23 protein-coding genes, 1 tRNA gene, 1 other RNA gene and 1 pseudogene are annotated in these 26,933 nt (G+C 71.3%); 8 read left to right on the forward strand and 18 right to left on the reverse strand.

What is annotated here, in order from left to right; genetic code table 11:
* Nucleotides 1–5: 5 nt before the first annotated feature.
* The 13 genes from nuoK to R4P08_RS13095 form a co-directional block, all read right to left on the reverse strand.
* A complete protein-coding gene (gene nuoK, locus R4P08_RS13035) occupies nucleotides 6–305 on the reverse strand; it encodes an NADH-quinone oxidoreductase subunit NuoK (protein ID WP_182627215.1) in 300 nt (99 codons plus the stop codon).
* Nucleotides 302–1,102 (reverse strand): NADH-quinone oxidoreductase subunit J, encoded by an 801-nt coding sequence (locus R4P08_RS13040; RefSeq protein WP_317814314.1) that lies wholly within the window; start codon nucleotides 1,100–1,102, stop codon nucleotides 302–304. Before R4P08_RS13040 ends, nuoK begins: the two co-directional genes overlap by 4 nt.
* Entirely contained in the window at nucleotides 1,102–1,683 is a 582-nt protein-coding gene (gene nuoI, locus R4P08_RS13045) for an NADH-quinone oxidoreductase subunit NuoI (RefSeq protein ID WP_411741206.1), read from the reverse strand. The genes R4P08_RS13040 and nuoI overlap by 1 nt, the downstream gene beginning before the upstream one ends.
* 1 nt (nucleotide 1,684) lies before the next feature.
* Nucleotides 1,685–2,980 (reverse strand): NADH-quinone oxidoreductase subunit NuoH, encoded by a 1,296-nt coding sequence (gene nuoH / locus R4P08_RS13050; RefSeq protein ID WP_317814346.1) that lies wholly within the window; start codon nucleotides 2,978–2,980, stop codon nucleotides 1,685–1,687.
* 83 nt (nucleotides 2,981–3,063) lie between these two features.
* Complete coding sequence (locus tag R4P08_RS13055) at nucleotides 3,064–5,856, reverse strand: NADH-quinone oxidoreductase subunit G (protein ID WP_317814316.1); 2,793 nt, start codon at nucleotides 5,854–5,856, stop codon at nucleotides 3,064–3,066.
* Complete coding sequence (nuoF, locus tag R4P08_RS13060) at nucleotides 5,853–7,172, reverse strand: NADH-quinone oxidoreductase subunit NuoF (RefSeq protein WP_317814317.1); 1,320 nt, start codon at nucleotides 7,170–7,172, stop codon at nucleotides 5,853–5,855. Before nuoF ends, R4P08_RS13055 begins: the two co-directional genes overlap by 4 nt.
* Before the next feature lies 1 nt (nucleotide 7,173).
* Complete coding sequence (gene nuoE, locus R4P08_RS13065; RefSeq protein ID WP_317814318.1) at nucleotides 7,174–7,980, reverse strand: NADH-quinone oxidoreductase subunit NuoE; 807 nt, start codon at nucleotides 7,978–7,980, stop codon at nucleotides 7,174–7,176.
* On the reverse strand, nucleotides 7,977–9,272 hold the full coding sequence (gene nuoD, locus R4P08_RS13070; RefSeq protein WP_317814319.1) for an NADH dehydrogenase (quinone) subunit D: 1,296 nt from the start codon (nucleotides 9,270–9,272) through the stop codon (nucleotides 7,977–7,979). Before nuoD ends, nuoE begins: the two co-directional genes overlap by 4 nt.
* Complete coding sequence (locus R4P08_RS13075; protein ID WP_317814320.1) at nucleotides 9,269–10,060, reverse strand: NADH-quinone oxidoreductase subunit C; 792 nt, start codon at nucleotides 10,058–10,060, stop codon at nucleotides 9,269–9,271. Before R4P08_RS13075 ends, nuoD begins: the two co-directional genes overlap by 4 nt.
* The gene (locus R4P08_RS13080; protein ID WP_317814321.1) at nucleotides 10,057–10,611 is read right to left on the reverse strand and encodes an NADH-quinone oxidoreductase subunit B family protein; all 555 of its coding nucleotides are present in this window, start codon (nucleotides 10,609–10,611) and stop codon (nucleotides 10,057–10,059) included. Before R4P08_RS13080 ends, R4P08_RS13075 begins: the two co-directional genes overlap by 4 nt.
* Nucleotides 10,612–10,635: 24 nt before the next feature.
* Nucleotides 10,636–10,995, reverse strand: coding sequence for an NADH-quinone oxidoreductase subunit A (locus R4P08_RS13085; protein WP_317814322.1), 360 nt, complete (start codon nucleotides 10,993–10,995; stop codon nucleotides 10,636–10,638).
* A gap of 213 nt (nucleotides 10,996–11,208) precedes the next feature.
* A complete protein-coding gene (locus tag R4P08_RS13090; RefSeq protein WP_317814323.1) occupies nucleotides 11,209–11,616 on the reverse strand; it encodes a hypothetical protein in 408 nt (135 codons plus the stop codon).
* A 93-nt stretch (nucleotides 11,617–11,709) separates the two neighbouring features.
* Nucleotides 11,710–11,797: transfer RNA gene (locus tag R4P08_RS13095), tRNA-Ser, on the reverse strand.
* A 127-nt stretch (nucleotides 11,798–11,924) separates the two neighbouring features.
* Here R4P08_RS13095 and ffs point away from each other — a divergent pair.
* From ffs to recR, 5 genes and pseudogenes are all read left to right on the forward strand, one after another.
* Nucleotides 11,925–12,019: signal recognition particle sRNA small type (ffs, locus tag R4P08_RS13100), an RNA gene on the forward strand.
* A 48-nt stretch (nucleotides 12,020–12,067) separates the two neighbouring features.
* Nucleotides 12,068–13,348 carry an aminotransferase class I/II-fold pyridoxal phosphate-dependent enzyme gene (locus tag R4P08_RS13105; RefSeq protein WP_317814324.1) on the forward strand — a complete coding sequence of 427 codons (1,281 nt, stop codon included), beginning with the start codon at nucleotides 12,068–12,070 and terminating at the stop codon, nucleotides 13,346–13,348.
* Between the two features lie 486 nt (nucleotides 13,349–13,834).
* Nucleotides 13,835–16,465 (forward strand): DNA polymerase III subunit gamma and tau, encoded by a 2,631-nt coding sequence (locus tag R4P08_RS13110; RefSeq protein ID WP_317814325.1) that lies wholly within the window; start codon nucleotides 13,835–13,837, stop codon nucleotides 16,463–16,465.
* 114 nt (nucleotides 16,466–16,579) lie between these two features.
* Nucleotides 16,580–16,915: a YbaB/EbfC family nucleoid-associated protein gene (locus R4P08_RS13115; protein WP_317814326.1), complete on the forward strand. Its 336-nt coding sequence runs from the start codon at nucleotides 16,580–16,582 to the stop codon at nucleotides 16,913–16,915.
* A gap of 82 nt (nucleotides 16,916–16,997) precedes the next feature.
* Nucleotides 16,998–17,603: pseudogene (recR, locus tag R4P08_RS13120) on the forward strand (recombination mediator RecR); the annotation flags it as partial.
* Nucleotides 17,604–17,807: 204 nt separating this feature from the next.
* Here the strand turns inward: recR and R4P08_RS13125 are convergent.
* The 4 genes from R4P08_RS13125 to R4P08_RS13140 form a co-directional block, all read right to left on the reverse strand.
* Nucleotides 17,808–18,737: an amidohydrolase family protein gene (locus R4P08_RS13125; protein ID WP_317814327.1), complete on the reverse strand. Its 930-nt coding sequence runs from the start codon at nucleotides 18,735–18,737 to the stop codon at nucleotides 17,808–17,810.
* Nucleotides 18,738–18,871: 134 nt separating this feature from the next.
* Nucleotides 18,872–19,714, reverse strand: coding sequence for a glutamine amidotransferase (locus tag R4P08_RS13130; RefSeq protein WP_317814328.1), 843 nt, complete (start codon nucleotides 19,712–19,714; stop codon nucleotides 18,872–18,874).
* The gene (locus R4P08_RS13135; protein ID WP_317814329.1) at nucleotides 19,711–21,090 is read right to left on the reverse strand and encodes a MurT ligase domain-containing protein; all 1,380 of its coding nucleotides are present in this window, start codon (nucleotides 21,088–21,090) and stop codon (nucleotides 19,711–19,713) included. The genes R4P08_RS13130 and R4P08_RS13135 overlap by 4 nt, the downstream gene beginning before the upstream one ends.
* Before the next feature lie 27 nt (nucleotides 21,091–21,117).
* A complete protein-coding gene (locus tag R4P08_RS13140; RefSeq protein ID WP_317814330.1) occupies nucleotides 21,118–22,200 on the reverse strand; it encodes a serine hydrolase in 1,083 nt (360 codons plus the stop codon).
* Nucleotides 22,201–22,352: 152 nt separating this feature from the next.
* On the opposite strand from R4P08_RS13140, the gene R4P08_RS13145 reads away from it, so the two are divergent.
* Nucleotides 22,353–23,303 (forward strand): exonuclease domain-containing protein, encoded by a 951-nt coding sequence (locus R4P08_RS13145; protein WP_317814331.1) that lies wholly within the window; start codon nucleotides 22,353–22,355, stop codon nucleotides 23,301–23,303.
* Nucleotides 23,304–23,331: 28 nt separating this feature from the next.
* Here R4P08_RS13145 and R4P08_RS13150 read toward each other — a convergent pair whose 3' ends face one another.
* Nucleotides 23,332–24,852: an APC family permease gene (locus R4P08_RS13150; RefSeq protein WP_411741203.1), complete on the reverse strand. Its 1,521-nt coding sequence runs from the start codon at nucleotides 24,850–24,852 to the stop codon at nucleotides 23,332–23,334.
* 135 nt (nucleotides 24,853–24,987) lie between these two features.
* On the opposite strand from R4P08_RS13150, the gene R4P08_RS13155 reads away from it, so the two are divergent.
* Nucleotides 24,988–26,349, forward strand: a complete 1,362-nt coding sequence (locus R4P08_RS13155; protein WP_317814332.1) for an aspartate aminotransferase family protein — start codon at nucleotides 24,988–24,990, stop codon at nucleotides 26,347–26,349.
* Nucleotides 26,350–26,357: 8 nt separating this feature from the next.
* Nucleotides 26,358–26,789, forward strand: coding sequence for a phage holin family protein (locus R4P08_RS13160; RefSeq protein ID WP_317814333.1), 432 nt, complete (start codon nucleotides 26,358–26,360; stop codon nucleotides 26,787–26,789).
* The last annotated feature ends 144 nt before the right edge of the window (nucleotides 26,790–26,933 follow it).

Genomic DNA, 26,933 nt, shown 5'->3' on the forward strand with positions numbered 1-26,933 from the left:
CACCCCTAGTACCTGAGCAGACTGGCGTCGTCGATCGAGGCCGATCGGCGGGAACGGTAGATGGCCATGATGATGGCGAGACCGATCACGACCTCGGCCGCGGCCACGACCATGACGAAGAACGCGAACACGTGCCCGCCCACGTCACCGTGCATCCGCGCGAACGTCACCAGGGCCAGGTTGGTGGCGTTGAGCATCAGTTCGATGCACATGAACACCACGATCGCGTTGCGCCGCAGCAGGAACCCGGCCGCGCCGATGGTGAACAGGATGGCCGAGAGGTAGAGGTAGTTCTCGGGGTTCACGGCCGCCCCCCGTCGTCGGAGCCCAGCCCGCGACGCCCGCGGACCTCGTCGCGATCGGGAACCTCGCCACGCCCGGGAACCTCGCCGGCCCGGCGGCGGAGGATCTCACTCACCGATTCGACCGAGTCGGATCCGTCGGGTAGCCGGGCGGGGATGTCCGCGGAGTTGCGGCGCGCGTAGACGCCGGAGCTGGGCAGCGGCGTCACGCGGGCGCCGGCGTCGCGTTGCCAGTCCAGGAACCGTTGCTCGGACAGCTCGCGCTGCGTGCGGCGCCCGGTGAACCGCTCGCGGTGGGCCAGCACCATGGCGCCGAGGGTGGCGATGATCAGCAGCACCCCGGTCAACTCGAACGCCCACACGTGCCGGGAGAACAGCAGCTCGGCCAGGGCGGGTACGTCGGAGTGCCCGGGGCCGAAGCCGGTGAACGGGGGCAGCTCCGCGCGGGCCAGGCCGGTCGCGAGCAGCACCCCGAACCCGATCCCGGCGACGAGCGCCGCCACGCGATGCCCGCGGATCCGCTCGACCAGGGACTCCGAGGACTCCACGCCGATGAGCATCACCACGAACAGGAACAGCATCATCACCGCGCCGGTGTAGACCACGATCTGGCCGACGCCCAGGAACACCGCACCCTGCGCGATGTACAGCACGGCCAGCGCGATCATCGTCGCGGCCAGGCACAGCGCGGAGTAGACCGCCTTCTTGGCCGAGACGACGCCGAGCGCCCCGACGACGACGACCACGGCCAGCACCCAGAACAGGACCGACTCCCCGGTGGACACCGACCCTCCGGCCATCAGGACTCCTCCCCGTGCTGGGGCGCGCGCTGGTTCGACGAGGGGGCGGCCGTCCGGTCGACTCCGCTCTGTGCGGCCCCGGTGATCTCGCCGCGGTAGTAGTCGGCGTGCGTGGTGCCCGGGACCATGTCGTGCGGGGCGGGGACCATCCCGTCGAGCATCGGCCCGAGCAGATCGTGCTTCTCGTAGATCATGTCGGCCCGGTCGTCGCCGGCCATCTCGTACTCGTTTGTCATGGTCAGCGCGCGGGTCGGGCAGGCCTCCACGCAGAGGCCGCAGCCGATGCAGCGCAGGTAGTTGATCTGGTAGACGCTCCCGTAGCGCTCGCCGGGGGAGAATCGCTCTTCCGCGGTGTTGTCGGCGCCCTCGACGTAGATCGCGTCGGCCGGGCACGCCCAGGCGCACAGCTCGCACCCGATGCATTTCTCCAGGCCGTCCGCGTAGCGGTTGAGCTGGTGGCGGCCGTGATACCGGGCGGCAGTGGGGACCTTCTCCTCCGGGTACTGCTCGGTGTGCTTCTTGCGGAACATGGTCGCGAACGTCACCCCGAACCCCGCGAGCGGTAGGAGGAACCTCGGCACTCTAGCCATCTCGGGCCTCCTCGGGTGTCGTGCGCGGCGCGGACACGCCCTGCGGGGACGTGCGCTGCGGGGACGTGCGCTGGTGGGGGAGCGGCGGGACGGGGAAGCCGCCGGCGACCGGGTTGAATTGCGCCACATCGAAGGTGGCGGCCGGGGGAGCGGACGTGGCGGCGGGGTGACGGTCGGCGCGGGAGCGATAGACGACGACGATGAGGGCGGCGGCCAGCAGACCCGCGATGACCAGGGCGGTCGTCAGGCGGTCGTGATCGGGACCGGCGACCACCCGGATCGTGGCCACCGCCATCACCCACGCCAGGGAGACCGGGATGAGCACCTTCCAACCGAAGCCCATGAACTGGTCGTAGCGCAGCCGCGGCAGGGTGCCGCGGAGCCAGATGAACAGGAACATGAATCCCCACACCTTGATCACGAACCACAGCAGCGCCCACCAGCCCGAGTCCGCGCCGCTGATCAAGGAGAACGGCAGCGGGGCCTGCCAGCCGCCGAGGAACAGGGTGGCCGCCAGGGCCGAGACGGTGGTCATGTTGACGTACTCGGCCAGCATGAACATGGCGAAGCGCAGCGACGAGTACTCGGTGTGGAACCCGCCCACCAGCTCGCCCTCGGCTTCGGGCAGGTCAAAGGGGGCGCGGTTGGTCTCGCCGACCATGGAGATGACGTAGATGAGGAACGAGGGCGCCAGCAGGAAGACAAACCACACGTCGGTCTGCGCGGCGACGATCCCCGAGGTCGACATGGTGCCGGCGAACAGGAACACCCCGACGAAGGACAGCGCCATCGCGATCTCGTAACTGATCACCTGCGCAGTGGAGCGCAGCCCGCCGAGCAGCGGGTACGTGGAGCCGGAGGACCAGCCGGCCAACACGATCCCGTACACGCCCACCGAGGTGACGGCGAGGATGTAGAGCACGCCCACGTTCAGGTCGGTGAGCTGCAGCGGCGTGGAGTGCCCGAAGATCGAGACCACGGGCCCGAAGGGGATCACCGCGAACGCCATGAACGCGGGGATCACCGCGATGACCGGGGCGAGCAGGAATACGGGTTTGTCGACCCCCGCGGGGATCAGCCCCTCCTTGAGGGCGATCTTGACGCCGTCGGCCAGGCTCTGCAGCATGCCCAGCGGTCCCACGCGGTTGGGGCCGATGCGCATCTGCATCCAGGCGATGACCTTGCGCTCGAGGTAGATCGCCGCCAGCACCGTCACCACGAGGAATACAAAGACGGCGACCGCCTTGACGAGCACCAGCCACCACGGGTCGATTCCGAATGCCGACAGGTCGGTGCCGTAACCGGACGAGCCCGACGGGCCGGCAGCGGCGGTGGCAGCGGCGGTGGCAGCGGAAGCGGAAGCGAGAATCGTCACGGGGTCACCTCCTCGGGTGCGTTCTGCGGGGCGCCACCGGCAGCTATCCGGACGAGGTCGCCCGCGGCGACGGCGAGCGTGGCATTGACGGCCGACCCGGGCGAGTTCTGCGGCAGCCACACCACGCGGTCCGGCATCGCGGTGACCGCGCAGGGCAGGGTGATCGCCCCGCGGTCGGTCGAGACGGTCAGCGGCTCACCGTCACGCACGCCGACCTCACGGGCGGTGGCCTGGGACAGCCGGGCCACGGGGGAGCGGGCCGTTCCGGCCAGGTGCGGCTCACCGTCCTGCATGCGCCCGGCGTCGAGCAACATCCGCCAGGTGGCCAGGACGGCCTGCCCGGCGGCGGGATCCGGGAGCCCGCCCGCGAACCCTGCGTCCGCTCCCCGAGATGGCGTCTCGCCCCCGCCGAAGCGCACGCGAGACGCCATCTCGGCGTGCGGCTGCGGTCCGGCGTGCGGCTGCGGTCCGGCGTGCGGCTGCGAAGCCAAAGCCTCGCGCACGGCTGCCATTTCGCGGCGGACGGATTCGACGTCGGTGAGGCCGATCCCGGTGCCCATCTCCTCGGCGAGGGCGTTCAGGACACGGTGGTCGGGCAGGGTATCCGTCCTGGTCAGGGCGGCGGCGAAGGGTCGCTCGCGGCCCTCCCAGGTGAGGAAGGTGCCGGCCTTCTCGGCGACGGGGGCGATCGGCAGGACCACGTCGGCGCGATCGGTGATCTCGCTGCGGCGGAGGTCGATGCTCACCACGAACCCGGCGGCGTCGATCGCGTCCAGAGCGGCCTGCGGGTCGGGGAGGTCGGCGGCCTCGACCCCGCCCACCAGCAGCGCGGTCAGCTCACCCGACGCGACGGCGCGCAGTTGTTCGTCGGTGGACCGGCCGGGGGCGGTGGGCAGGGACTGCGCCGGTGAGAGGTCGGCGCCCCAGAGTTCGGCGAGCGCGCGGCGGGCGGCGTCGTCGGTGACGGGTCGGCCGCCGGGCAGCAGGCCGGGCAGGCATCCCGATTCGAGGGCGCCGCGCTCGCCCGCGCGGCGGGGGATCCACGCCACGCGCGCACCGGTGGCATCGGCGAGTGCGGCGGCCGCCGGCAATCCTCCGGGGATCGCGCCCAGTCGCTCGCCGACCAGGATCACGGCGCCGGGCTGGCGGAGCAGTGCGGGGAGCTCGGCGGCAGGGTCAACGGCAGGGTCAACGGCAGGGTCGGCAGCGGGGTCAACGCCGAGGTTGGCGGCGGGGCCGGCAGCGGCGCGATCCGGAGCGCCATGCCCCTCGGATCCGTGGGCCAGCGCGGCCAGGACCTCGGGTTCGGCGCCGGGCACCGTGGGCAGGAGCGTGGCGGAGGTCTTGCGCACGGCGGGCGAGGCGAACGGGGCCACGGAGAAGACCCGGAGCCTCAGGTCCCGCGCCGCCCTCCGCAGCCTCAGGAAGACGATCGGCGACTCCTCCTCGGGGTCGAAGCCCACGAGCAGCACCACCGGCGCGGCCTCGAGATCGGCGTACGTGACCGCACCGGCGCCGCCCGGGCGGCGGCCCACCACGCGCTCGGCGAGGAAGGCGGCCTCCTCGGGGGAGTGGTGGCGCGCCCGGAAGTCCACGTCGTTGGTGCCCAGGACCACGCGGGCGAATTTGGCGTAGGCGTAGGCGTCCTCGCTGGTCAGGCGTCCGCCGGCGAGGACCCCGGTGCGACCGCGGGCGGCGGCCAGGCCCGCCGCGGCGGCGGCCATCGCGTCGGGCCACGGGACCGGGACCAGACCACCGCCTGGGCCGCGGACCATCGGGGTGGTCAGGCGGTCGCGCTGCGTGGCGTAGGTGAACGCCCAGCGACCCTTGTCGCAGTTCCACTCCTCGTTGACCGCCGGGTCGTCGCCCGCCAACCGGCGCAGCACCTTCCCGCGGCGGTGGTCGGTGCGCTGTCCGCAGCCGCTGGCGCAGTGCTCGCAGACGGCGGGGCTCGAGATCAGGTCGAACGGGCGGGCACGGAACCGGTATGCGGCGCCCGTCAGCGCCCCCACCGGGCAGATCTGGACGGTGTTGCCGGAGAAGTACGACTCGAACGGCTCGTCGCCGTAGACGCCCACCTGCTGCTGGGAGCCGCGCTCCATGAGGTCGATGAACCGGTCGCCGGCGATCTGGTCCGAGAAGCGGGTGCACCGGGCGCACATCACGCAGCGCTCGCGGTCGAGCAGGACCTGTGACGAGATCGCGATGGGCTTGGGGAAGGTGCGCTTGACCTCGGTGAACCGGGAGCGCCCGTGCCCGCTCATCAGCGCCTGGTTCTGCAGCGGGCACTCGCCACCCTTGTCGCAGACGGGGCAGTCCAGCGGGTGGTTGATCAGCAGCAGTTCCATCACCCCGCTCTGCGCCTTGTCCGCGATCGCGGAGGTGAACTGGGTCCGGACCACCATGTCCTGGGTGACCGGGGTGGTGCAGGACGTCACGGGCTTGGGCGCACCCTCGACCTCGACGATGCACTGACGGCACGCACCGGCCGGCGCGAGCAGCGGGTGATCGCAGAAGCGGGGGATCTGCACGCCGAGGCGTTCGGCGGCGCGGATCACCAACGTGCCGGCGGGCACGGAGACCTGCCGGCCGTCGACGGTGAGGGTGACGAGGTCATCGGCTTCGTCGGGCTGGCCGGCCTCTTCGGGCTTCAGATCGGCAGCGGTGTCGTCGGCACGAGGGGTGACCTTGTTGGCCGTGGGGTCAGCCGTGGGGCCGGCCGCGGCGCTGTCCGCGGTGTGGTTCGCGTGGCCACCCGCGCGGTCAGGGGTGGGGTTTCCAGTGGTCATCGGGCCACCTCCTCGGTCCGGGCGAAGATGGTGGAACGGCTGTGGTCGAAGGGGCAACCGTCCGGGATGTGGGCCAGGTACTCGTCGCGGAACAGCGCGATCGAGGAGATGATCGGTGTGCCGGCCGCGTCGCCGAGCGCGCAGAACGACTTACCGACGATGTTGTCCGAGATGTCGAGCAGCCGGTCCAGGTCATTCTCGGTGGCGGTGCCGTCCTCGAGCCGCCGCATGATCTGGACCAGCCAGAAGGTGCCCTCACGGCACGGGGTGCACTTGCCGCAGGACTCGTGGGCGTAGAACTCCGACCAGCGCAGCACGGCCCGCACCACGCACGTCGTGTCGTCGAAGATCTGCAACGCCTTGGTCCCGAGCATGCTGCCCTCCGCCGCGACCCCCTCGTAGTCCAGCGGCATGTCCAACTGGGCGTCGGTGAGGATCGGGGTCGACGACCCTCCGGGGGTCCAGAACTTGAGGGTGTGGCCCTCCCGGATCCCGCCCGCGTACTCAAGCAGTTCGCGCAACGTGATGCCGAGCGGTGCCTCGTACTGGCCGGGGCGGGTGACGTGGCCGGACAGCGAGTACAGCGTGAACCCGGGGGACTTCTCCGAGCCCATCGACCGGAACCACTCGGGTCCGTTCAGCAGGATCGACGGTACGGTGGCGATGGACTCGACGTTGTTGACCACCGTGGGACAGGCGTAGAGGCCGGCGACGGCGGGGAACGGCGGCCGGAGCCGTGGTTGGCCGCGTCGGCCCTCGAGGGAGTCCAGGAGTGCGGTCTCCTCGCCGCAGATGTAGGCGCCGGCGCCGGCATGGACGACGACGTCCAGGTTGAACCCGCTCCCGAGGATGTCCCGGCCCAGATACCCGGCCTCGTACGCCTCGGCGACCGCGGCCTGCAACCGGCGCAGCACCGGGACCACCTCGCCGCGCAGGTAGATGAACGCGTGCGAGGCCCGGATGGCGTAGGCCGCGATCACGATGCCCTCGATCAGCACGTGCGGCGTGGCGAGCATGAGCGGCATGTCCTTGCAGGTGCCGGGCTCGGACTCGTCGGCGTTGACCACGAGGTAGTGGGGTTTCATCGTCCCGTCGGGCTCGGGCTTCTGCGGGATGAAGCTCCACTTGCGGCCGGTGGGGAAGCCCGCCCCGCCGCGGCCGCGCAGGCCCGCGTCGAGCACGGTGGAGATCACCGTGTCCGGCTCGGTGGCCAGGGCGTTCTGCAGACCCACGTAGCCGTCGTCGGCCAGATAGGTCTGGAGGGTCCAGCTCTCCGGGGCGTCCCAGTAGCGGCTGAAGTACGGGGCGAGCGGCATGTCAGGCCTCCTCGTCCGGACGGGCGGGCGCTGACGGGCTGGGTGTCGGCGAGCCGGGCTCGGCGGGGGCCTGCATTCCGCGGTCGCGCGCAGTGCGGAGGCCGGTCAGGGTGGGCTCGCCCGGGGCGCCGTCATTGGCCCCGGGGCGGGTGTCGGGGAAGCCGGCGAGGATCCGCGCGGTCTCGCGGAAGGTGCACATCGGGGCGCCGCGTGTGGGGGTCACCGGGCGACCGGCCCGCAGGTCGTCGACCACCTGCCGCGCCGAGGCCGGGGTCTGGTCGTCGAAGAACTCCCAGTTGACCATCATCACCGGGGCGTAGTCGCAGGCCGCGTTGCACTCGATGTGCTCGAGGGTCACGAGGCCGTCGTCAGTGGTTCCGGAACCGCCGAGCTCCAGATGCGCGGCGAGGGAGGCGAAGATCTCGTCGCCGCCCATCACCGCGCACAGCGTGTTGGTGCAGACCCCCACCAGATAGTCGCCCGTCGGCGTGCGGCGGTACATCGAATAGAAGGTCGCCACCGCCATCACCTCGGCCGCGGTCAGGTCCAGGACCTCCGCGCAGAACACGATGCCCGCCGGGGTGAGGTACCCGTCCTGGGCCTGCACCAGGTGCAGCAGCGGCAGCAACGCCGACCGCGCCTGCGGGTAGCGGGCGACGATCTCCCGGGCGTCGGCGGCCAGTTGATCCCGGACCTCGTCCGGGTACCGCCGCTGTGCCCCGGGGCGGGCGATCACGCCCGGCTCGTCGGGCTTCTGCCCGAATTCCAGGAACACCCGCCCGCTCATGATCGGCTCTGTGCTGCTCATCGGTCCACGCCTCCCATCACCGGGTCGATGCTCGCGACCGCCGCGATGACGTCGGCGAGCATGCCGCCCTCGCACATCGCGGCCACGGCCTGCAGGTTGGTGAACGACGGGTCGCGGTAGTGGACCCGGTACGGGCGGGTGCCGCCGTCCGAGACCATGTGGACGCCGAGCTCGCCGCGAGGGGACTCGATCGGCACGTAGACCTGCCCCGGGGGCACCGGAAAACCCTCGGTGACCAGCTTGAAGTGATGTATCAAGGCCTCCATCGAGTCGTCCATGATGTGGCGGACGTGCTCGGCGGAGTTGCCCAGGCCGTCGGGGCCCACCTTGAGCTGGGCCGGCCAGGCGATCTTGGGGTCGTCGACCATCACGGGACCGGGTTCGAGCCGGTCCAGGCACTGCTCGATGATCTTGAGCGACTCCTTCATCTCGTCCACGCGGACGACGAACCGGTCGTAGCAGTCGCCGCCCGTACCGGTCACCACGTCGAACTCGTAGTCCTGGTAACCGCAGTAGGGATCGGACCGACGGACGTCGTGGGGCAGCCCGGTGGCCCGCAGCACCGGGCCGGTCACCCCGAGGGCCATGCAGCCGGTGAGGTCCAGGTAGCCGACGCCCTCGAGCCGCATCTTCCAGATGGGGTTCTCGCGCAGCAACAACTCCATCTCGCGGATGCGCCCGGGCATCACCTGGAGCAGCTCACGGACCAGGGGCACCGCGTCGTCGGGCAGGTCCTGGACCACGCCGCCGGGCCGGACGTAGGCGTGGTTCATCCGCAGCCCGGTGATGACCTCGAAGACGTCCAGGACCAGCTCGCGCTCCCGGAAGCCGAACAGCATCGGGGTGCTGGCACCGAGCTCCAGGGCCCCGGTGGCCAGCGCGACCATGTGCGAGGAGATCCGGTTGAGCTCCATGAGCATCACGCGGATGACCGTCGCGCGCTCCGGGATCTGGTCGGTGATCCCCAGCAGCCGCTCCACCCCGAGGCAGAAGGCGACCTCGTTGAAGAACGGCGCGAGGTAGTCCATCCGGGTGACGAACGTGACGCCCTGGGTCCAGTAGCGGTACTCGAGGTTCTTCTCGATCCCGGTGTGGAGGTAGCCGATTCCGCAGCTCGCCCGCGTGACGGTCTCTCCCTCGATCTCGAGGATGAGCCGGAGCACCCCGTGGGTGGACGGGTGCTGGGGGCCCATGTTGACGACGATGCGGTCGTCGTCGGCGTTACGCGCGGCCTCACTGATCGCATCCCAGTCCTGCCCCGAGGCGGTGAGGACGGTGTGGTCGGCGGTCACGAGTACGCCCTCCGCTGATCCGGGGGCGGGATGGTGGCGCCCTTGTACTGCACGGGGATCCCGCCGAGCGGGTAGTCCTTGCGCTGCGGGTGGCCCTCCCAGTCGTCCGGCATCTGGATCCGGGTGAGCGAGGGGTGACCGTCGAAGTGGACGCCGAAGAAGTCGTAGGTCTCGCGCTCGTGCCAGTCGGTGGTCGGATACACCCGGGTCAGGGACGGGACGTGCGGGTCGGATTCTGGGGCGGAGGTCTCCAGCAACACCCGGCGGTTGTGGGTGATGGACTGGAGCGGGTACACAACGTGGAGTTCGTGACCCCCGGCGTCGGGGTAGTGGACGCCGCTCGCGCCGAGCGACATCTCGAACCGCAGTGCGGGGTCGTCCCGCAGCGCCGAGGCGACCGCCGGCAGGTGCTCGCGCCGGACGTGCAGCGTCAGTTGACCGAAGTGGTGCACGACCTTCTCCACCGCCTCGTCGAAGGTCGGCCCACCCCGGGCGGCCAGCGCTGCGTTGAGCGACCGGACCACCTCGTCGTCGTCGCCTCCGTCGGGCGGCGGGGTACCCCCCGGCATGTCGGTGGGGCGGACCATCCCGCCGAACCCGGTGGTGTCCCCGGAGCCGCGCACGCCGAACATCCCGTGGCGGACCCCGACAGTGCTCGAATCAGGGCTGTCGGGACCTGCGGCGACGTGGGCATCGGCGGTGACCGGCCGGCCGGTGGAGTCGCGGCGTGCGGGGGCGTCGGGGCGGTCGGAGGAATCGCGGTCGGAGGACGAGGGGCGGTCCGTCATCGGAACATCCCCTCGACCGGGATGAGCGGGCGCTGGTCGAGCGCCGCCTGCTCGGCGGCGCGGACGGCCTCGGCGCGGTTGGCGCCGAGGGGCATCTGCTGGATCTTGTCGTGGAGGGTGAGGATCGCGTGCAGGAGCATCTCGGGCCGCGGAGGGCATCCGGGCAGGTAGATGTCCACGGGCACGATGTGGTCGACGCCCTGGACGATCGCGTAGTTGTTGAACATCCCGCCCGAGGACGCGCACACGCCCATCGCCAGCACCCACTTGGGCTCGGCCATCTGGTCGTACACCTGGCGCAGGACCGGGGCCATCTTCTGGCTCACCCGGCCGGCGACGATCATGAGGTCGGCCTGCCTGGGGGAGGCCCGGAACACCTCGGTCCCGAACCGGGCCAGGTCGTAACGGCCGCCGCTCGTCGCCATCATCTCGATGGCGCAGCACGCCAGGCCGAAGGTGGCGGGCCAGAGCGACCCCTTGCGCATGTACCCGGCGAGTTGTTCGACCGTGGTCAACAAGAACCCGCTCGGCAGCTTCTCTTCCAGTCCCATGGCTGTCGCCCCTCTCGGTTCCGGTCAGTCCCAGCTCAGTCCGCCCCGACGCCACTCGTAGGCGTAGGCGACGGAGACGTTGAAGACGAACAGGGCCATCGCGGCCAGCCCGAACACACCGAGGTGGTCGAAGTGGACGGCCCACGGGTAGAGGAAGAGGATCTCGATTCCGAAGATGATGAACAGCATCGCGGTGAGGTAGAACTTCACCGGGAACCGTCCGCCCCCGACGGGCTGCGGGGTGGGCTGGATGCCGCACTCGTACGCCTCGAGTTTCGCTCTGTTGAACCGGCTCGGGCCGGCGTAGGAGGACACGAACGAGGAGAAGACCGCGAAGGCGACGGCGATGGCCCCGAGGACCAGGATCGGCACATATTCGTTCATGTCACGTCACTCCCCGCGCGTCCCGTGAGAAGGCACCTGTGGGCGCGTTTCTCCTGCAACCGCATGGTTTCCGGCGACCGGTTGTGGTGGGTTCGCGGCCGGTCCGAATCCCTGACGGGCGGACCATGTCCGTCCCGCGACTGTGACTCTACTCACACCCTCTGACATGTGTTGGCACTTCAGGGAGTAGGCGATCCGCCCCTCCCGTCGGCCCTAGCGGTCCGCGCTGAGGAGTGCTGTCACGGCCTCGCGGAGCCGCAGCGGGTCGATCGGGTGGGTGACCGCGGCGTCCGCTCGGGACCAGTCCGCGAGCCACCGGTCGTCGGCGCGCCCGATCAGCACGAGGATCGGCGGGCAGGGGTCCAGCTCGTCCCTCAGTTGCTTGGCCAGGCCGAGCCCTCCGGTGGGGGCCGCCTCACCGTCGAGGATCGCCAGGCCGATTCCTCCGGCGTCCATGTGACGGGTCACGACCGCCGCCGTGGCGACCTCGGTGTAGTGCACTTCCGGGAGGTCAGGGTGCGGACGCGGGCCCAGTGCGGAGATGACGCGGCTGCGGGTGGCGGCGTCGTGGCTGTAGACGAGGACCCGGAGCTCGACGGCCGGGCTGGTGATCTGGGTCACCGTCGTGATGCTACCGAGCCGGGAGGGGGTGCGGATGGACCCCGGAAATGTGAGACGCGGCCCGGGCTCGAGAGCACCGGGCCGCGTCTGCGGCGGAGGATAGGGGATTTGAACCCCTGAGGGGCTATAAACCCCAACCCGCGTTCCAGGCGAGCGCCATAGGCCACTAGGCGAATCCTCCGTCGACGAGACTACCCAGCGCGGACAACCAGTGGCAAACCGCAGTCGGGCCCCGGGTGCCGGAGCGGGCTTCGGGGCCCAGAACGCGGGCGGCGTGCGGCGACGGGTCCGGCATGGCTAGACTCGACTGCGGACCCCGCGCGGCGTCCATCCTGTGAACTCCCCCAGGGCCGGAAGGCAGCAAGGGTCAGCGGGCTCTGGCGGGTGCGCGGGGTCCCTTTACGTCTGGGCACCAACACCACCGAAGTAGTCGACACCTCCGGAGGCCACCATGGCGCTGACCGATCTCACCGCCGACGACCTCGGCCGATTCGAGTCGGAGCTGGCCGCCCAGTACGACGCCGTCCGCGATCGGGGCCTGTCCCTGGACCTGACCCGCGGCAAGCCCTCGCCCGAGCAGTTGGACCTCTCGGAGCGGCTGCTGTCCCTGCCGGGGGAGGGCGATCATCTGGCCGGGAAGACGGACGTGCGCAACTACGGCGGCGGCGCCGGCCTTCCCGAACTGCGGGCGATCATCGCCGAGCTGCTGGGCGTGGACACCGACCACGTGATCGCCCAGGACAACGCGAGCCTGTCGATCATGTACGACCTGCTGACCTTCGCGATGCTGTTCGGGACCCCCGACTCCCAGCGTCCGTGGAAGGACGAGCCGAGACTGCGGTGGCTGTGCCCGGTCCCCGGTTACGACAGGCACTTCGGGATCACCGAGGCGCTCGGCATCGAGATGATCCCGGTGGCTCTGGGCCCGACCGGCCCGGACATGGACGAGGTCGAGCGGCTGGTCGCGGGGGATCCCTCGATCAAGGGCATGTGGTGCGTCCCGATCTTCTCCAACCCCACCGGCGCGACGTACGACGACCACACGGTGTCCCGCCTGGCGCGGATGGCCGCGGCCGCTCCGGACTTCCGGATCATCTGGGACAACGCCTACGTGGTGCACACGCTCACCGAGGACTTCCCCAAGGTGCCCGCCGTCGACACCCTCGCCGCCGAGGCCGGGCACCCGAACCGCTTCCTCCAGGTGTGCTCGACCTCCAAGATCACCTTCGCCGGCGCGGGCGTCTCGTTCCTCTCGGCCTCGCGGGAGAACCTCGACTGGTACCTCGGCCACACGGGAGTCCGGTCCATCGGTCCCAACAAGGTCAACCAGCTCGCGCACCTGCGGTTCTTCGGCGACGCCGACGGTCTGCGGGCGCACATGCAGGAGCACCGCCGGAGCGTCGCGCCGAAGTTCGAGGCCGCCGACGCCGCACTGCGCCGCCGGCTCGGTGAGCACGGCGTGGTGGCCCGCTGGACGCATCCCGAGGGTGGCTACTTCATCGACCTCGAGGTGCCCGACGGCACCGCCACGGAGACCGTCCGCTTGGCTGGCGAAGTCGGGGTGGCTCTGACCCCGGCCGGCTCGGCGTACCCGTACGGGCAGGACCCCGACGACCGGCACATCCGATTGGCCCCCACGCTGCCGCCGCTCGCCGAGGTCGAGACGGCCATGGACGTGGTGGGACTGTGTGCGTTACTGGCGGCCAGTCGTGCAGCGCTCAGGGCCGTGTAACAAGAATCCGTACTCGTTGATGTGCCCCGTTTTTAGAAGGCCTTTACGTGGTCGGATTGCGCGACGTTCCCGGCGGAGCCCTCACCTGCACTCATGGGCATGGTGATCTGCACCACTTTCTCAACTGGTGGGCCGTCCAGCTCGCGCAGTGGTGAGCCCCTGACGTGCATGGATGTAATTCCCCAAGCTTGTTGAGCAGAAGACAACAAAGAACGGCCTTGTCAGGGCGGGGGTGGTCTGGTTGTATCTGAACAGTCCGGGCCACAAGGGATCGGACACCGGATTGCGGCTGAGGGGCCGCGAGGGGCCGGTGTCGGATGTCGGTTCGGAACCACCGCGCAGCGAGGGTCTGAGGGGGCCTGTTTGTAGCGCGAAGGACGTCGGGAGGGGCCGCGGAGACGCGGCCCCTCCCGTCATTTCAGGACTTCCGGTCGCCGGACGCGTAGGGCGGACCTCGTCGTCGTACCCCCTGGGTACCCTCTATGCGTGGCCCTCTATCGGAAGTACCGCCCCGCCTCCTTCGCCGAGGTCGTGGGCCAGGAGCACGTCACCGAACCGCTCTCGGTGGCGTTGACCTCCGGTCGGATCAACCACGCCTATCTCTTCTCGGGCCCGCGCGGTTGCGGCAAGACCTCGTCCGCCCGGATCCTCGCCCGGTCGCTCAACTGTGTGGAGGGGCCCACGGCCACCCCGTGCGGGGAATGCGACTCCTGCGTGGCGTTGGCGCCCGGCGGCACGGGCACGCTGGATGTCACCGAGCTCGACGCGGCCAGCCACGGTGGTGTGGACGACACCCGCGAGCTGCGCGAGCGGGCGTTCTTCGCGCCGGCGTCGTCGCGGTACCGGGTGCTCATCATCGATGAGGCCCACATGGTCACCAACGCGGGCTTCAACGCGCTGCTCAAGATCGTGGAGGAGCCGCCCGAGCACCTCATCTTCATCTTCGCCACCACCGAGCCGGAGAAGGTGCTGCCCACCATCCGTTCGCGCACCCACCACTACCCGTTCCGCCTGCTCACGCCGTCGTCGATGCGGGGCCTGGTCGAGCGGATCAGCGAGCAGGAGGGCGTGAAGGTCGAGCCCACGGTGTTCCCGCTGGTCATCCGCGCCGGCGGGGGGTCGCCGCGCGACACGCTCAGCGTGCTGGACCAGCTCATGGCCGGCGCCGGTGACGAGGGCATCACCTACCCGCGCGCGGTGAGCCTGCTGGGTGCCACCGAGGTCGCGTTGATCGACGACACGGTGGACGCCCTCGCCGCCGGGGACGGTGCCACGCTGTTCCGGACGGTCGACAAGGTGGTCGAGGCCGGGCACGACCCGCGGCGGTTCGCGGCGGACCTGCTGCAGCGGCTGCGGGACCTGATCATGGTGCAGTCGGTGCCCCAGGCCATCGAGCGCGGGTTGGTCGACGCCCCGGTCGAGCAGGCGGAGACCATGCGGCGCCAGGCCGAGACCGTCGGTCCCGCCACCCTCGCGCGCTGCGCGGACATGGTGCACGAGGGCATGGGCTCGATGCGCGGGGCCACCTCGCCGCGGCTGCTGCTGGAGATCCTCTGCGCCAAATTGCTGCTGCCCTCGGCCGACGACTCCATGATCGCGCTGCTCCAGCGCGTCGAGTCGCTGGAGTCCGGCACCGCACGTCCGGCCGCCGCGCCGCGGGATGCCGCCCCGGCCGGTGCGGCGCAGGGCGTGAGGCCGGGGGGTGTCAGCGCTGCGGGCGCGGCCGCGCCAGGGGACGACGACGAGGTGGGCTCCGACCCGGGCGGCGCCCCCACAGCGCAGTCCCACACAGCGCAGTCCCACCCCGCGCAGGTATCGACCCAGCAGGAGAGGGCTCCGAAGTTCGTACGCCGGTCCCAGCGGCAGGAGGCCGAGGCGGCCACCCAGCCGGAGCCGCAGGCCCCGGCACCGGCGGCGGTCCACCTCGACCCGGTGGCGCAGCCCGACCCGGCAGCGCAGCCCGATCCGGCAGCGCAGCCTGATCCGGCAGCGCAGCCCGATCCGGCAACGCAGCCCGCGCCTGCCGATCCGGCAACGCAGACCGCGCCTGCCGACCCGGCAGTGCAGTCTGACCTGGGTGCGCGGCCCGCGTCGGCGGCGGTGGCTTCCGAGCCGACACACCTCGTACCGCCGACGGAACCCGTCCGGGCCGCGGCCGCTGGACCCGCGGTGCCCGCCGAGTCGATCGCGCAGCAACTCGCGGAGAATCAGCCGCCTCAGCCTGCCGCGCCTGCAACTCAGCAGACGGACCAACCGCCCGCAGGCGACCGTCCCGCACCAGGGGAGGCTTCCCCTGCCGCTCCGGCGGCCGACGTCGTCGAGGCTCCCCGCGAATCCGCACCCGCACCCGGGCCCGGTCCCGGGCCCGCGCCCGACGAGGACCCGTGGCGCGGATCGCCTGCCGAGCCCGCCGCGGCGCCCGCCGCCCCCGCCGCCCCCGCCGCCGCTCCGACTCCGGCCAAGCACCCCGCCGCCCCGGAGCGGACCGAGCCGGCCGCGACCTCCGGCATCGAGGCCGAGGACATCCGACGCGCGTGGCCCGCGATCCGTGACGCCGTCCGCAAGCGGACCCGCACCGTCGAGGTCATGCTCGCCGGTGCGACGGTCGCCGGGGTGGACGGTCGGGTCATCCACCTGGTGCACGACTACGCGCCGCTGGCCAAGCGGCTCTCCCAACCGCACAACGCCACGGCCATCACGGACTCGGTCACGGAGGTCGTGGGCGGGAACTGGACCATCCGCTGCACGTCGGGCGGCGTGCCCGCGGCTGCGGCCGACGCGCCTGAGCCCGCCCCGGCGCGGGGGGCTGCCCCGGGTCCGGCCGGTGCTCCGGCGGCCCCTCCGTCAGCGGAGCCGCAGGGTTGGCAGCGCCGCCTCCGCGGGGCTGATGTGGGGCAGGGGCAGGGCGACGGTCGCTCGGGCGGGGCGGTTGATCCCGGTGGTTACGACGACATCCCGCCGCCACCGGAGGAACCCGAGCCGGAACCGCCGGTCAGCGAGGCGGACATGGTGGACGAGGCCCGGAGTGGTCCGCAGAACCTCGACCACCGGACCGGCGAGGACCTCGCGCTGGCGCTGCTCAAGGAGCACCTCGGGGCCCGCCCGCTCGAGCTCTGACCCACCCCGCTCTCCGCGCGGCGGGACGCGGTGTCCGATGCTGCGGTTACGCTGGGTGCCGACCGACCGGGGCCGCACCCCGGCCACACCGGCCCCCAGCCGAAAGGACCCGCCATGCAGCCCGGACCCGACATGAACGCCCTACTCCAGCAGGCACAGCAGATGCAGGAGCAGCTCGCCCAGGCGCAGCAGGAGATCGCCGCGAGCACTGTCGAGGGTCAGGCCGGTGGTGGCCTCGTCACCATCTCGATGCGCGGCACCGGCGAGGTCGTCGGGGTCACCGTCGATCCGAAGGTGGTGGACCCGGAGGATGTCGACACCCTGCAGGACCTCCTCGTCGGCGCGTTCGGCGACGCCCACACCAAGGTGCAGGAGCTCGCCGAGTCGCAGCTCGGCCCGCTGGCCTCGGGTGGCGGCCTCGGCGACATCATGGGTGGCCTGGGCATGTGAGCCCGGCGGGACCCGGAGGACTCCGGATCCCGCCACCCGGTGACGCATTCGTCACCGGGAAGAGGAGAGCACAGGGACGGCGATGTACGAGGGACCGGTCCAGAACCTGATCGACGAGTTCGGCAAGCTGCCGGGCATCGGTCCGAAGTCGGCGCAGCGGCTGGCCTTCCACCTACTGCAGGCCGAGCCGCAATCGGTGGAGCGACTGCGCTCGGCGCTGCAGGCCGTGATCGACGGCGTCACCTACTGCGAGGTCTGCGGCACGGTGGCGGCCAACGAGCGCTGCCGCATCTGCTCCGACCCGCGGCGCGACCCCACCCTCATCTGCGTGGTCGAGGACCCCAAGGACATCGAGGCGATCGAGCGCACCCGCGAGTTCCGTGGGCTCTACCACGTGCTCGGCGGAGCGCTCGACCCCATCAACGGGATCGGGCCCAACGAGCTGCGGATCGCCAACCTGATGCGTCGGGTGGGGGAGGAGTTCGAGGGCGAGGAGATCGCCGAGATCATCATCGCGACCGATCCCAACACGACCGGCGAGGCGACCTCCACCTATCTCGCGCGGTTGCTGCGGCCGTTCCCCGACCTCGTGGTGAGCCGTCTGGCCTCGGGCCTGCCGATGGGGGCGGACCTGGAGTTCGCTGACGAACTCACGCTGGGTAGCGCGCTGTCAGGCCGCCGCATCCTCTCCGGAGGCCCCTCGCAACCCGCGCGGTCGGGCGGAGTGCTGCGGCCGCAACAGATCGAGACCCCTGCCCCGCCCGTCGCGCCGGAGGCGACCGGGGCGACCGACGCTGAGCCGCCGGCGCCTGAGCCGCGGATACCCGACGCACCCGTGGCTGAGCGGCCCATGGCCGACCGGCCGACTGCCCTGAGGTCAGAGGTTGAGCGGTCAGAGGTCGAACAACCGGGCGGCGTTTCCGTGCCAGACCGCCCGTAGCCAGTCGTCGCCCATCCAGAGCCCGGCCAGGGCGTCGAGCTGGTGGGCGAACGGGTAGGGGATGTTGGGGAAGTCGGTCCCCAGTAGGACCTTGTGACCCAGGTCGGCCAACCGCCCTCGCTCTGACGGCGGAAACGGCATGGTCTCCTCCACGAAGTCGGTGAACGCCATGGTCGTGTCCAGGTAGACGCCGTCGTACCTCTCGGCCAGGTCCAGGAACTCCGAGTACTCGCCCATGCCCATGTGGGCGATGATCAGCTGAAGGTCCGGGAACCGCTCGAGCACGGCGGCAACAGGCTCCGGCCCGGTGAAGGTCCCCGCCACGGGGCCGCCACCGCAGTGGATCACCGTGGGGATCTGAGCCTCCGCCAGCAGTCCCCACACCGGGTCCAGCAGCGGATCGCCCGGGTCGTACTCGCCCACCTGGATGTGCGACTTGAACACCTGCGCGCCGGACTCGATCGCGTCGCGGACGTAGTCGCCCGCGGTCGGCTCGGGATAGAACGTCGCGGTGTGCAGGCAGTCGGGATGCCGCGCGGCAAAGTCCGCCGACCACGAGTTGAGCCAGGCGCCCATGTCCGCTTTGTGCGGGTACAGCATCGACGAGAACGCCAGCACCCCGTAGGAGCGCAATCGCTCGACTCGCTCGTCCTCGGCCTCCCGGTAGGTGATGGGCCACGGGCGGCCGATCTTGGGGCCGGCGGCGTCGAAGTAGTCCCACACCTTGTCCATCACACGCGTGGGCATGAAGTGCGTGTGCACGTCGATGATCCCGGGCAGTCCCAGCGGTTCCCACAGCGCGCGGACCTGCGCGGCCTCGGCAGCGGCTGCGGGAGGGGTGACGGAGTCGGCGAGGGTGGAGACGCCGTGGTGTTCGCACATGCGTCTGAGGTTAAGTCAGCGGGGTTCCCCCACCACCGGTATGGGCATCCGCCGGGCCGGGGCACCCCCGAGGGTCGGGTTGTCCGCGACCCGCAGGCCCTTGACAAATTAATTTGTCGGCGGGGCGGTAGGGGTCAGCGGCGGGCGGCGGCCAGGCGCTCGCGGCGCAGTCTCCCCACTGCCGGCACCTCGACCGGGGGGAGCGAGTCCACGCCGAGAGCCCGGCACAGCACCAGGTCGGCCAGCTCGGGATTCCGCGCCAGCACGGGCCCGTGCATGTAGGTCGCGATGATCGACCCCTGCACCACTCCCTCGACCCGCGTGTTCTCGACCCGCTTGTCGTGAACCGCGCCGTCGCCGGCCCGCGCGGGCTCCCCGGCCGGGACGCCGTTGCCGACGCCCGAGGTCACGCGCCCGAGGGGAGCGGCATCGGGGCCCAGCACGGTGGCGCCCATGTGGTTCTCGAAACCGGTCAGCGGCTGGGTCAGACCCGCCAGCTCGGGTGCCACGACCAGCTCACCGATAGACCGGGTGGCCTGCGGGGAGGTGGTCACGTCGAGCAGCCCGAGCCCGGGGGCGCGGGAGCCGTCGGAGACCATGAACCACTCGCCGAAGACCTGCATCCCGGCGCAGATCGCCAGGACCGGCACCCCGCGGGCGACCGCGCGCTGGAGACCCGGCGAGCCGGACAGATGGCGGGACGCGAGCTTCTGGGCCGCGTCCTCGCCGCCGCCCACCGTGTAGACGTCGCAGGAGTCGGGGACGGCGTCGTCGAGGGTGATGCGGACGATCTCGGCGTCGTAGCCCCGCCACTTCAGGCGCTGGCGCAGCACCAGGGAGTTGCCGTCGTCGCCGTAGGTGCCCATGATGTCGGGCAGGATCAGGCCGATACGCACGGTCGACTCGGTGGGCCGCGGCGAATCGGGGGAGACGGTGTTCAGCGGAGAGGCCGAGGCCCCGGCGTCGCGGTCGGTCATCGCTGCTCCTTAGAGGTGCCGGAAGTGTCGGTGGTGCCCCCGGTGGCCCCGGCCCCGGCCCCGGCGGCCCCGGCGGCCCCGGCCCCGGCCCCGGCGGCGCCGCGGGCCGCGATAGCCCGCCCGAGGTCGCGGAACGCGGTGTAGTTGGCCAGCACCTCGACCCGACCGGTCGGGCAGCGCTGGATCGCCGTCAACGGGTCGGGCTCGAGCTGGTGCTCGACGCCCGCGTAGGTCAGGCGCACGGACAGGTCGGCGGCGCGCTCGCCGGCGGCGTACACGGACACGCCCTCGAAGCTCTCGAATCGCACGTCCCACAGCCAGGACAGGTCCACGCCGTCGGCGACCTGGCCGTTCACGGCGATCACCAGCCCCTCGGCGGAGGTGTCGATCATCCCGAGCGCCTCCTGCCAGCCGGCCGGGTTCTTGGCCAGCAGTAGATGGGCGTTGCGGCCGTCCACGTCGACGGTCGAGTAGCGGCCCGCCACGTCGTCGACGGTCTCGACGGCGCGGACCGCGGCCGCCGGGTCGGCGCCCATCGCCACGGCGGCCGCGACGGCCTGCGCGGCGTTGCCCCGGTTGGCCCGCCCGGGGATGGCCAGGTGCATGGGGGCGGTGAACCCGTCCGGTCCGAAGATCGCGTCGTCGGTGATCCACCAGTCGGGCCGGGGGCGGGCGAACTCGCGGCCGTCGGGCAGTGTCCCGACCGCCCGCCAGTGCACGGCGCCGGTGTCGTCGACACTCCGGCTGATCGGCTCGCCGGTGCGGGGGCAGCTCACCGAGTCGCCCGCCCAGGCGGCGCCGGCCGCGACCCACACGACCGAGGGGTTGTCGTAGGCGACGGAGGTGATCATCACGTCGTCGCAGTTGGCCACCACCGTGGCCTGCGGCTGCGCGGCCACCCCGGCCCGCAGCCGTCGCTCGATGGAGTTGATCTCGCCCACCCGGTCCAACTGGTCGCGGCTCAGGTTGAGCAGCACGATCGCCTCGGGCACCGTGTTCACCGCGACCGCCGGGGTGTGCAGCTCATCCACCTCGATCGCCGCGAGCGGGGCCGCCCGGTCGGCGCTCAGCGCGGAGACGATCCCGGCGTCCATGTTGTCGCCGCCGGTGTTCGAGGCGACCGGGGCCACTGTCGACAGCGCGGAGGCGACCATCCTCGTCGTCGTCGACTTGCCGTTGGTTCCGGTGACCAGCACCGTCCGCCGCCCGGCGGCGAGCTGACGCATCAGGTCCGGGTCGAGCTTGAGGGCCACCAGGCCGCCGATCATCCCGCCCGACCCGCGGCCGGACACCCGGGAGGCCCAGGTGGCCAGGCGGGAGACGGCCACCGCCGCGCGGCCTCGGGGGGTCAGAGCGGTGTCGGCGCGGGAACTCATGCGACGAGTCTAGGCAGCATCGCGGGCTCAGAACCGCGCCGCACCGCCGAGGGCCCCGACCACGTCGCGCCCCAGCCCGGCGATGACGTCGTCCGGCGTGTCGACCTCGCTCAGCGCGGTGCCCACGACGGCGACCGCGTACCGCCCCGAGGCGGTGTTGATCACGGCGATGTCATGGGACTCGGAGTCCGTCTCGCCGGTCTTGTTGGCGGTGGAACCCTCGAGTAGCTCGGCGGGCAGCTTCCACAGCCGCTGCTGGCGCGTCATCGCACCCAGCACGAGCCGCGCCACCTCGGGCGAGGTCAACGCCTGCTCGCGGGGCGCGCGACCGTCGGCGGCGCGGACGAGTTCGGCGAGGTATCGGGCGCTGCCGCCGGCGGTCACCGTGCTCATGTCGCCGGTCCACTCGTAGCGGAAGGCCCCGCCGGTGTGGAACTCGGCGGCCAGCCCCACCCGGTCGGTGACGGCGTTGATGGCCTCGAGCGGGTTGGTGGTGTCGGGTGCCGCGGGGCCCTCGACGGAGAGGTCGTAGAGCGTGTTGGCGGCCTCGTTGTCCGAGACGGTGATGGCTGCTTCCAGCAGATCCCCGAGCCGGCCGTAGGGGGTCTCGGCGTCGAGGTCGGCGTTCCAGGCCTCGAGGGCGGCCACGGCGTAGGCCAGCTTGATCACCGAGGCGGCGTAGCGGGGCTGGTCGTCCCCCGCGCACACCACGGGCTCGTCGGGGGCGTCGATCGCCACGACGCACGTCGCCAGCGCGTGCCCGCCCTCGGCGGCGGCGGTGACCGCGCCCTCCAGCAGTGGGCCGACCTCGCCCCAGCCCGGCGGAACGGGCTGCACCACACGGTCGGGGTCCTCGACCCGCCCGTCCGGCGCGGCGTCCGGGAGGGGGTCCGGGGAGGCGGCGGCGCCCTGACCGGTGTCGGCGTCGCTGCGGGTCAGATCGGTCCCGGGCGCGAAGACGACCAGGCCGAGGAGCGCCGCGAGGCACACCGCACCGATCGCGACCAGCGCCACGAGGAGCCGGCGGAGGGTGGGGCGCCGGGCCGGGGCCGGGTCCTCCCGTAGGTGCCTGGCGGGCGCATCCGACCGGTGCCGCGGCACTGTTCTCACCTGATCCGTGCCCTCCTGATCTCGGCGACCTGGCAGGCCGGTGTGCGGACGGAACGGCGTTGACACTAGCCCCCGGGGGTTGCCGCAGGACAGCGGGTTGGTGAACGCCCCACCCGGGTGCCCACCCGGACTTGTCGGGGTGGTCTGCCACGATGGGCGTCATGGGTGGCTGGGTGGTGGTGGACGTCGAGACCTCGGGCATGAAGCCGTCGGTCGACCGGGTGTTGTCGGTGGCGGCCGTGGTGATCGACGACGACGGCGAGGTGGTCGAGGAGTTCGCGACCCTGCTGAACCCGGGGGTCGACCCGGGACCCGTCCACGTGCACGGGCTCACCCCGGCGCTCCTCGCCGGCAAGCCCCGCTTCGCGGATGTGGCGGCGGAGTTGGACCGGGTGCTCGACGGCAGGACCGTGGTGGCGCACAACGCCACGTTCGACGCCTCGTTCCTGGCGTCCGAGGCCCGGCGGGCCGGGACCGCGCCGCCGCTGGAGCGGTTCCTGTGCACCCTCGATTTCGCGGGGAGACTGCACCTGTCCACCGCGGACCTCAAGCTGGCCACGCTCGCCGCGCACTTCGGTGTGGAGCAGCGTGCCGCGCACGACGCCCACGACGACGCCCTGGTGCTGGCCGGGATCTTTGCCGGGATGCTCGAGGTGGCCGCGGCCAAGGACGTGCAGCCCACCGTGCGCGAGCTCGACGGGATGCTGCCGGACCCGGAGACGGGCTTCCTGGTCTCGCGCGTGTGGGCGGAGGCGCTGGCCGCGCCCCGGCTCTGGCGGCCGGCCGGGAAGTTGCGGCGCTCCGGCGGGCTGGTGCAGGGGATGGAGGTGGTCTTCACGCAGGACGTGGACCGGGATCCGGAAGAGGTCGCCGGCCTCGTCGTCGACAAGGGTCTCTACCTGGCCAACCGCATCTCCTCCCGGACCTCCCTCGCGGTGTGCGACGCCCCGGGTGCGGTCCGGGGGAGGGCGGCATTCGCCCGGAGGAAGGGGCTCGAACTGGTGCCGTTCGCCCGGTTCGAGGAACTGCTGACATGCGTGGCGCCCGGACGGCCCGTCGCCGGGGCGCAGGCGGTGGACAGCGCGCAGGAAGCGCTGTTCTAGCCGCGAGCATCCCGGCTGCGCTGCGCTGTCAGGGGTACGGCCGCCCCTCACGCTGACGGGGCAGGTCGTCGGGATGGCCGGAGAGCCAGTCGATGTTCTCGGGGCGGTTCCCGCGGTGGAAGAGGATCCGGTTGACCCCCCAGTGCAGAGCCCACAGCGCCACGCCCACGACCAGCAGCACGGCGGCGACGCGATAGTCGCTCGTCGCCCGCCCGGACAGCGGAGAGACCAGGAACGCGCAGCACAGGGCCCCGAGGATCGGGATCACGGTGGGCGCGCGGAAGTGGCGGTGCTCGGCGGGGTCCTTCCGCAGGACGAGGACGGCGATGTTGGTCACCGTGAAGACCGCCAGCAGCAGCAGCGAGGTGGTCCCGCCCAGCGTGGCGAGGTCGGCAAAGGCGATGAGCCCGAACGCGATCAGGGACGTGAACACGATCGCCACCCACGGGGTGCGGCGACCGGGGAGCACCCGTCCGAGCACCGGCGGCAACACCTGCTCGTGCGCCATGCCGTAGAGCAGTCGCGACGCCATGAGCATGTTGATCAGGGCCGAGTTGGCCACGGCGAACATGGTGATGAACGCGAAGATCCACACCGGGAACGCGGGCGCGCCGGCGGCGACCACCTTGAGCAGCGGGGTCTCGCCCTCGCCCAGGTCCTCGGGGCTCACCAGCGTCACCGAGGCGATCGCCACGAGGACGTAGACGACGCCGGTGATGACGAGCCCGGTCAGCATGATCTTGGGGAAGATCTTCACGGGGTTCTTGGTCTCCTCGGCCATGTTCACCGAGTCCTCGAAGCCCACCAGGGCGAAGAAGGCCAGCGCGGTGGCGGCGGTGACGGCCCGGAAGGGGCTCTCGCCCTCCTTGACATCGAGCTGGCCGGCCCGGGAGAAGTCGCCCTGCCCCTGGCTGATGGCCCACGCGCCGATCGCGATGATGATGAGCAGACCGGACAACTCGACGCAGGTGAGGACCACGTTGAGGCGGACGGATTCGGAGACGCCGCGGAGATTGATCACGGCGACGGCGGTGATGAAGCACAGCGCGATGCCGATCAGCGGCCAGGTCCCGGACGCGAGATCCAGGTTGACCGCCTGGTTGAGGTTGCTCGCGAAGGCGATGGACGCGGACGACGCTGAGGTGAGCCCGGAGGCCATGACGGTGAACGCGACGAGGAAGGTCAGGAAGTGCACCCGGAAGGCGCGGTGGGTGTAAACGGCCGCGCCACCGGCTCGCGGATACTTGGTGACGAGCTCGAGGTAGCTGGCCGCCGTGAGCATGGCCACGGCGAACGCCACCAGGAACGGCAGCCACACCGCACCGCCGACCTGCCCGGCGACCTTGCCGGTCAGCGCGTAGATGCCGGTGCCGAGGATGTCCCCGACTATGAAGAGCAGGAGCAGCCCGGGACCCATCACCCGCTTGAGCGGGGGCTGGCCGGTGGTGCGTTCCGGGCCGGTGACCACCACCGGGATGCCGGACTCCGGCGTCGGTCCGGGTGGCGCCGTGGATCCCGACGCCGGTGTGGGTTCTGACGGGCTGGACATGATGCGCTCCCTCCGCCGGGCCTGTGCGACACATCACAGAGTCATGAGCATCCCACCGAGCGGCCGGGAGAGGAAGAGGCATGCATGGGAGAATGGTCGGCGGCCCATCGACGTCGACCACAGGAGAACCGCCCCGTGCCCGCACCCCAGAACGCCGCCGCCCGCGAGGTCTACGAGAAGGAGCGGGCCCACGTCCTGGCCCCGTGGTCCGCCTGGGGCGCTTCCGATCCGATGGTGATCACCGCCGCGGAGGGGTGCTACCTGACCGACGGCGACGACAACCGCCTGCTCGACTTCACCTCGCAGCTGGTCAACACCAACATCGGGCACCAGCACCCCGTGGTGGTCAAGGCCATCCAGGACCAGGCCGCCGAGCTGTGCACCATCAACCCGGCGCACGCCAACGCCGCCCGCGCCGAGGCGGCCCGGCTGGTCGCCGAGGTCGCGCCGGCCGGGATGAACCGGGTGTTCTTCACCAACGCCGGCTCCGAGGCGGTTGAGCACGCGATCCGCATGGCGCGCCGCCACACCGGCCGGCACAAGACCCTCTCGGCGTTCCGCAGCTACCACGGCGCCACCACCACCTCGATGAACCTCACCGGCGACACCCGCCGCTGGGCCAACGACCTGGGCAACACCGGCGCCGTCCACTTCCACGCGCCCTACCTGTACCGCTCGCAGTTCTACGCCGAGAACACCAAGCAGGAGTGCGACCGCGCGCTCGAGCACCTGGACTCGCTCATCGGGCTCGAGGGACCGGACCACTTCGCCGCCCTGATCATCGAGTCGGTGCCGGGCACCGTGGGGATCATGGTGCCGCCGGCGGATTACCTCCGCGGCGTGCGCGAGATCTGCGACAAGTACGGGATCGTCATGATCTGCGACGAGGTCATGTCAGGCTTCGGCCGCACCGGCGCCTGGCTGGCCCTGGACAACTTCCGCTCCGGCGACGACGACTGGGCGCCCGACCTCATCACCTTTGCCAAGGGCTCCAACTCCGGCTACGTGCCGCTGGGCGGGGTGATCCTGCACGACCGGATCGCCGCCTCCTTCGAGAAGACCCCGTACACCGGCGGTCTGACCTACGCCGGGCATCCCCTGGCCTGTGCCTCCGTGGTGGCGACGATCAACCTCATGCGGGACGAGAAGATCGTCGAGAACGCCCGGACGATCGGCGAGGACGTGATCGGCCCGCGCCTGCGCGAGCTGGCCCAGAAGCACCCGTCGATCGGTGAGGTCCGCGGACTCGGCGTCTTCTGGGCCGTGGAGATGGTGGCCGACCGCGAGACACGCGAGCCCCTCGCGCCCTACGGTGGAACGAGCGAGGCCATGGCCAAGACCTTCGGGGCCGCCAAGAAGGACGGACTGCTGCTGTTCATGAACTACAACCGTTTCCACATCGTGCCGCCCTGCATCATCACGGCCGACGAAGCCCGGAAGGGGCTCGACATCTTCGACCGCGCGCTCGACGTGGCCGATTCCTACGTGGGGAGCTGACTTCTTTCATGGCGCTGGTACTGGGACTGATCGTCAACGCCGTCGCGCTGTGGGTGGCGACGCTGATCGTGCCGGGGATCACCCTGCACGAGACCGCGGGGACCTACGCCCCCGACGCCGGCGGAATGACCAACGAGGTGAGCTGGCAGACCGTCGCCGCGCTGCTCATCGTGGCCGTGGTGTTCACGCTGATCAACGCGGTGGTCAAGCCGATCGTGCAGCTGCTGTCGCTGCCGCTGACCATCCTCACGCTGGGGCTGTTCCTGCTGGTGGTCAACGCGCTGATGCTCATTCTCACCGGGTGGGTCACCACCGCGTTCCAGCCGTTCGGCGCCGAGTACGTGGTGAGCGGGTTCTGGGCGGCGTTCTTCGGGGCGATCGTGATCGGTCTGGTCAACTGGGTGCTGGGCATGCTCATCCCGGCGCGCACCCGGGACTGAGCCCCCGGGCCACGCCCGCCCGCCGCGCGAGGGCCGTCGACAAGAGCGTCCCGCACACATCGCCCGCCGGCGGTCTCAGGTGGCTAGCGCAACACCGTCGATTAGTTCGGTCATCTTCGCATGGGGACTGTGGAAGCCATGGAT

This window comes from Rhodococcus sp. IEGM 1408 (assembly GCF_033142235.1).
GTDB lineage: Bacteria > Actinomycetota > Actinomycetes > Mycobacteriales > Mycobacteriaceae > Dietzia.

Bases quoted from the DNA above. Each gene is read 5' to 3' on its own strand.
- R4P08_RS13040 (WP_317814314.1), bottom strand. From the start codon at position 1,102: ATGGCCGGAGGGTCGGTGTCCACCGGGGAGTCGGTCCTGTTCTGGGTG.
- R4P08_RS13055 (WP_317814316.1), bottom strand. From the start codon at position 5,856: ATGACCACTGGAAACCCCACCCCTGACCGCGCGGGTGGCCACGCGAAC.
- nuoF (WP_317814317.1), bottom strand. From the start codon at position 7,172: ATGCCGCTCGCCCCGTACTTCAGCCGCTACTGGGACGCCCCGGAGAGC.
- nuoE (WP_317814318.1), bottom strand. From the start codon at position 7,980: ATGAGCAGCACAGAGCCGATCATGAGCGGGCGGGTGTTCCTGGAATTC.
- R4P08_RS13075 (WP_317814320.1), bottom strand. From the start codon at position 10,060: ATGACGGACCGCCCCTCGTCCTCCGACCGCGATTCCTCCGACCGCCCC.
- R4P08_RS13080 (WP_317814321.1), bottom strand. From the start codon at position 10,611: ATGGGACTGGAAGAGAAGCTGCCGAGCGGGTTCTTGTTGACCACGGTC.
- R4P08_RS13085 (WP_317814322.1), bottom strand. From the start codon at position 10,995: ATGAACGAATATGTGCCGATCCTGGTCCTCGGGGCCATCGCCGTCGCC.
- R4P08_RS13105 (WP_317814324.1), top strand. From the start codon at position 12,068: ATGGCGCTGACCGATCTCACCGCCGACGACCTCGGCCGATTCGAGTCG.
- R4P08_RS13115 (WP_317814326.1), top strand. From the start codon at position 16,580: ATGCAGCCCGGACCCGACATGAACGCCCTACTCCAGCAGGCACAGCAG.
- R4P08_RS13125 (WP_317814327.1), bottom strand. From the start codon at position 18,737: ATGTGCGAACACCACGGCGTCTCCACCCTCGCCGACTCCGTCACCCCT.
- R4P08_RS13130 (WP_317814328.1), bottom strand. From the start codon at position 19,714: ATGACCGACCGCGACGCCGGGGCCTCGGCCTCTCCGCTGAACACCGTC.
- R4P08_RS13135 (WP_317814329.1), bottom strand. From the start codon at position 21,090: ATGAGTTCCCGCGCCGACACCGCTCTGACCCCCCGAGGCCGCGCGGCG.
- R4P08_RS13145 (WP_317814331.1), top strand. From the start codon at position 22,353: ATGGGCGTCATGGGTGGCTGGGTGGTGGTGGACGTCGAGACCTCGGGC.
- R4P08_RS13150 (WP_411741203.1), bottom strand. From the start codon at position 24,852: ATGTCCAGCCCGTCAGAACCCACACCGGCGTCGGGATCCACGGCGCCA.
- R4P08_RS13160 (WP_317814333.1), top strand. From the start codon at position 26,358: ATGGCGCTGGTACTGGGACTGATCGTCAACGCCGTCGCGCTGTGGGTG.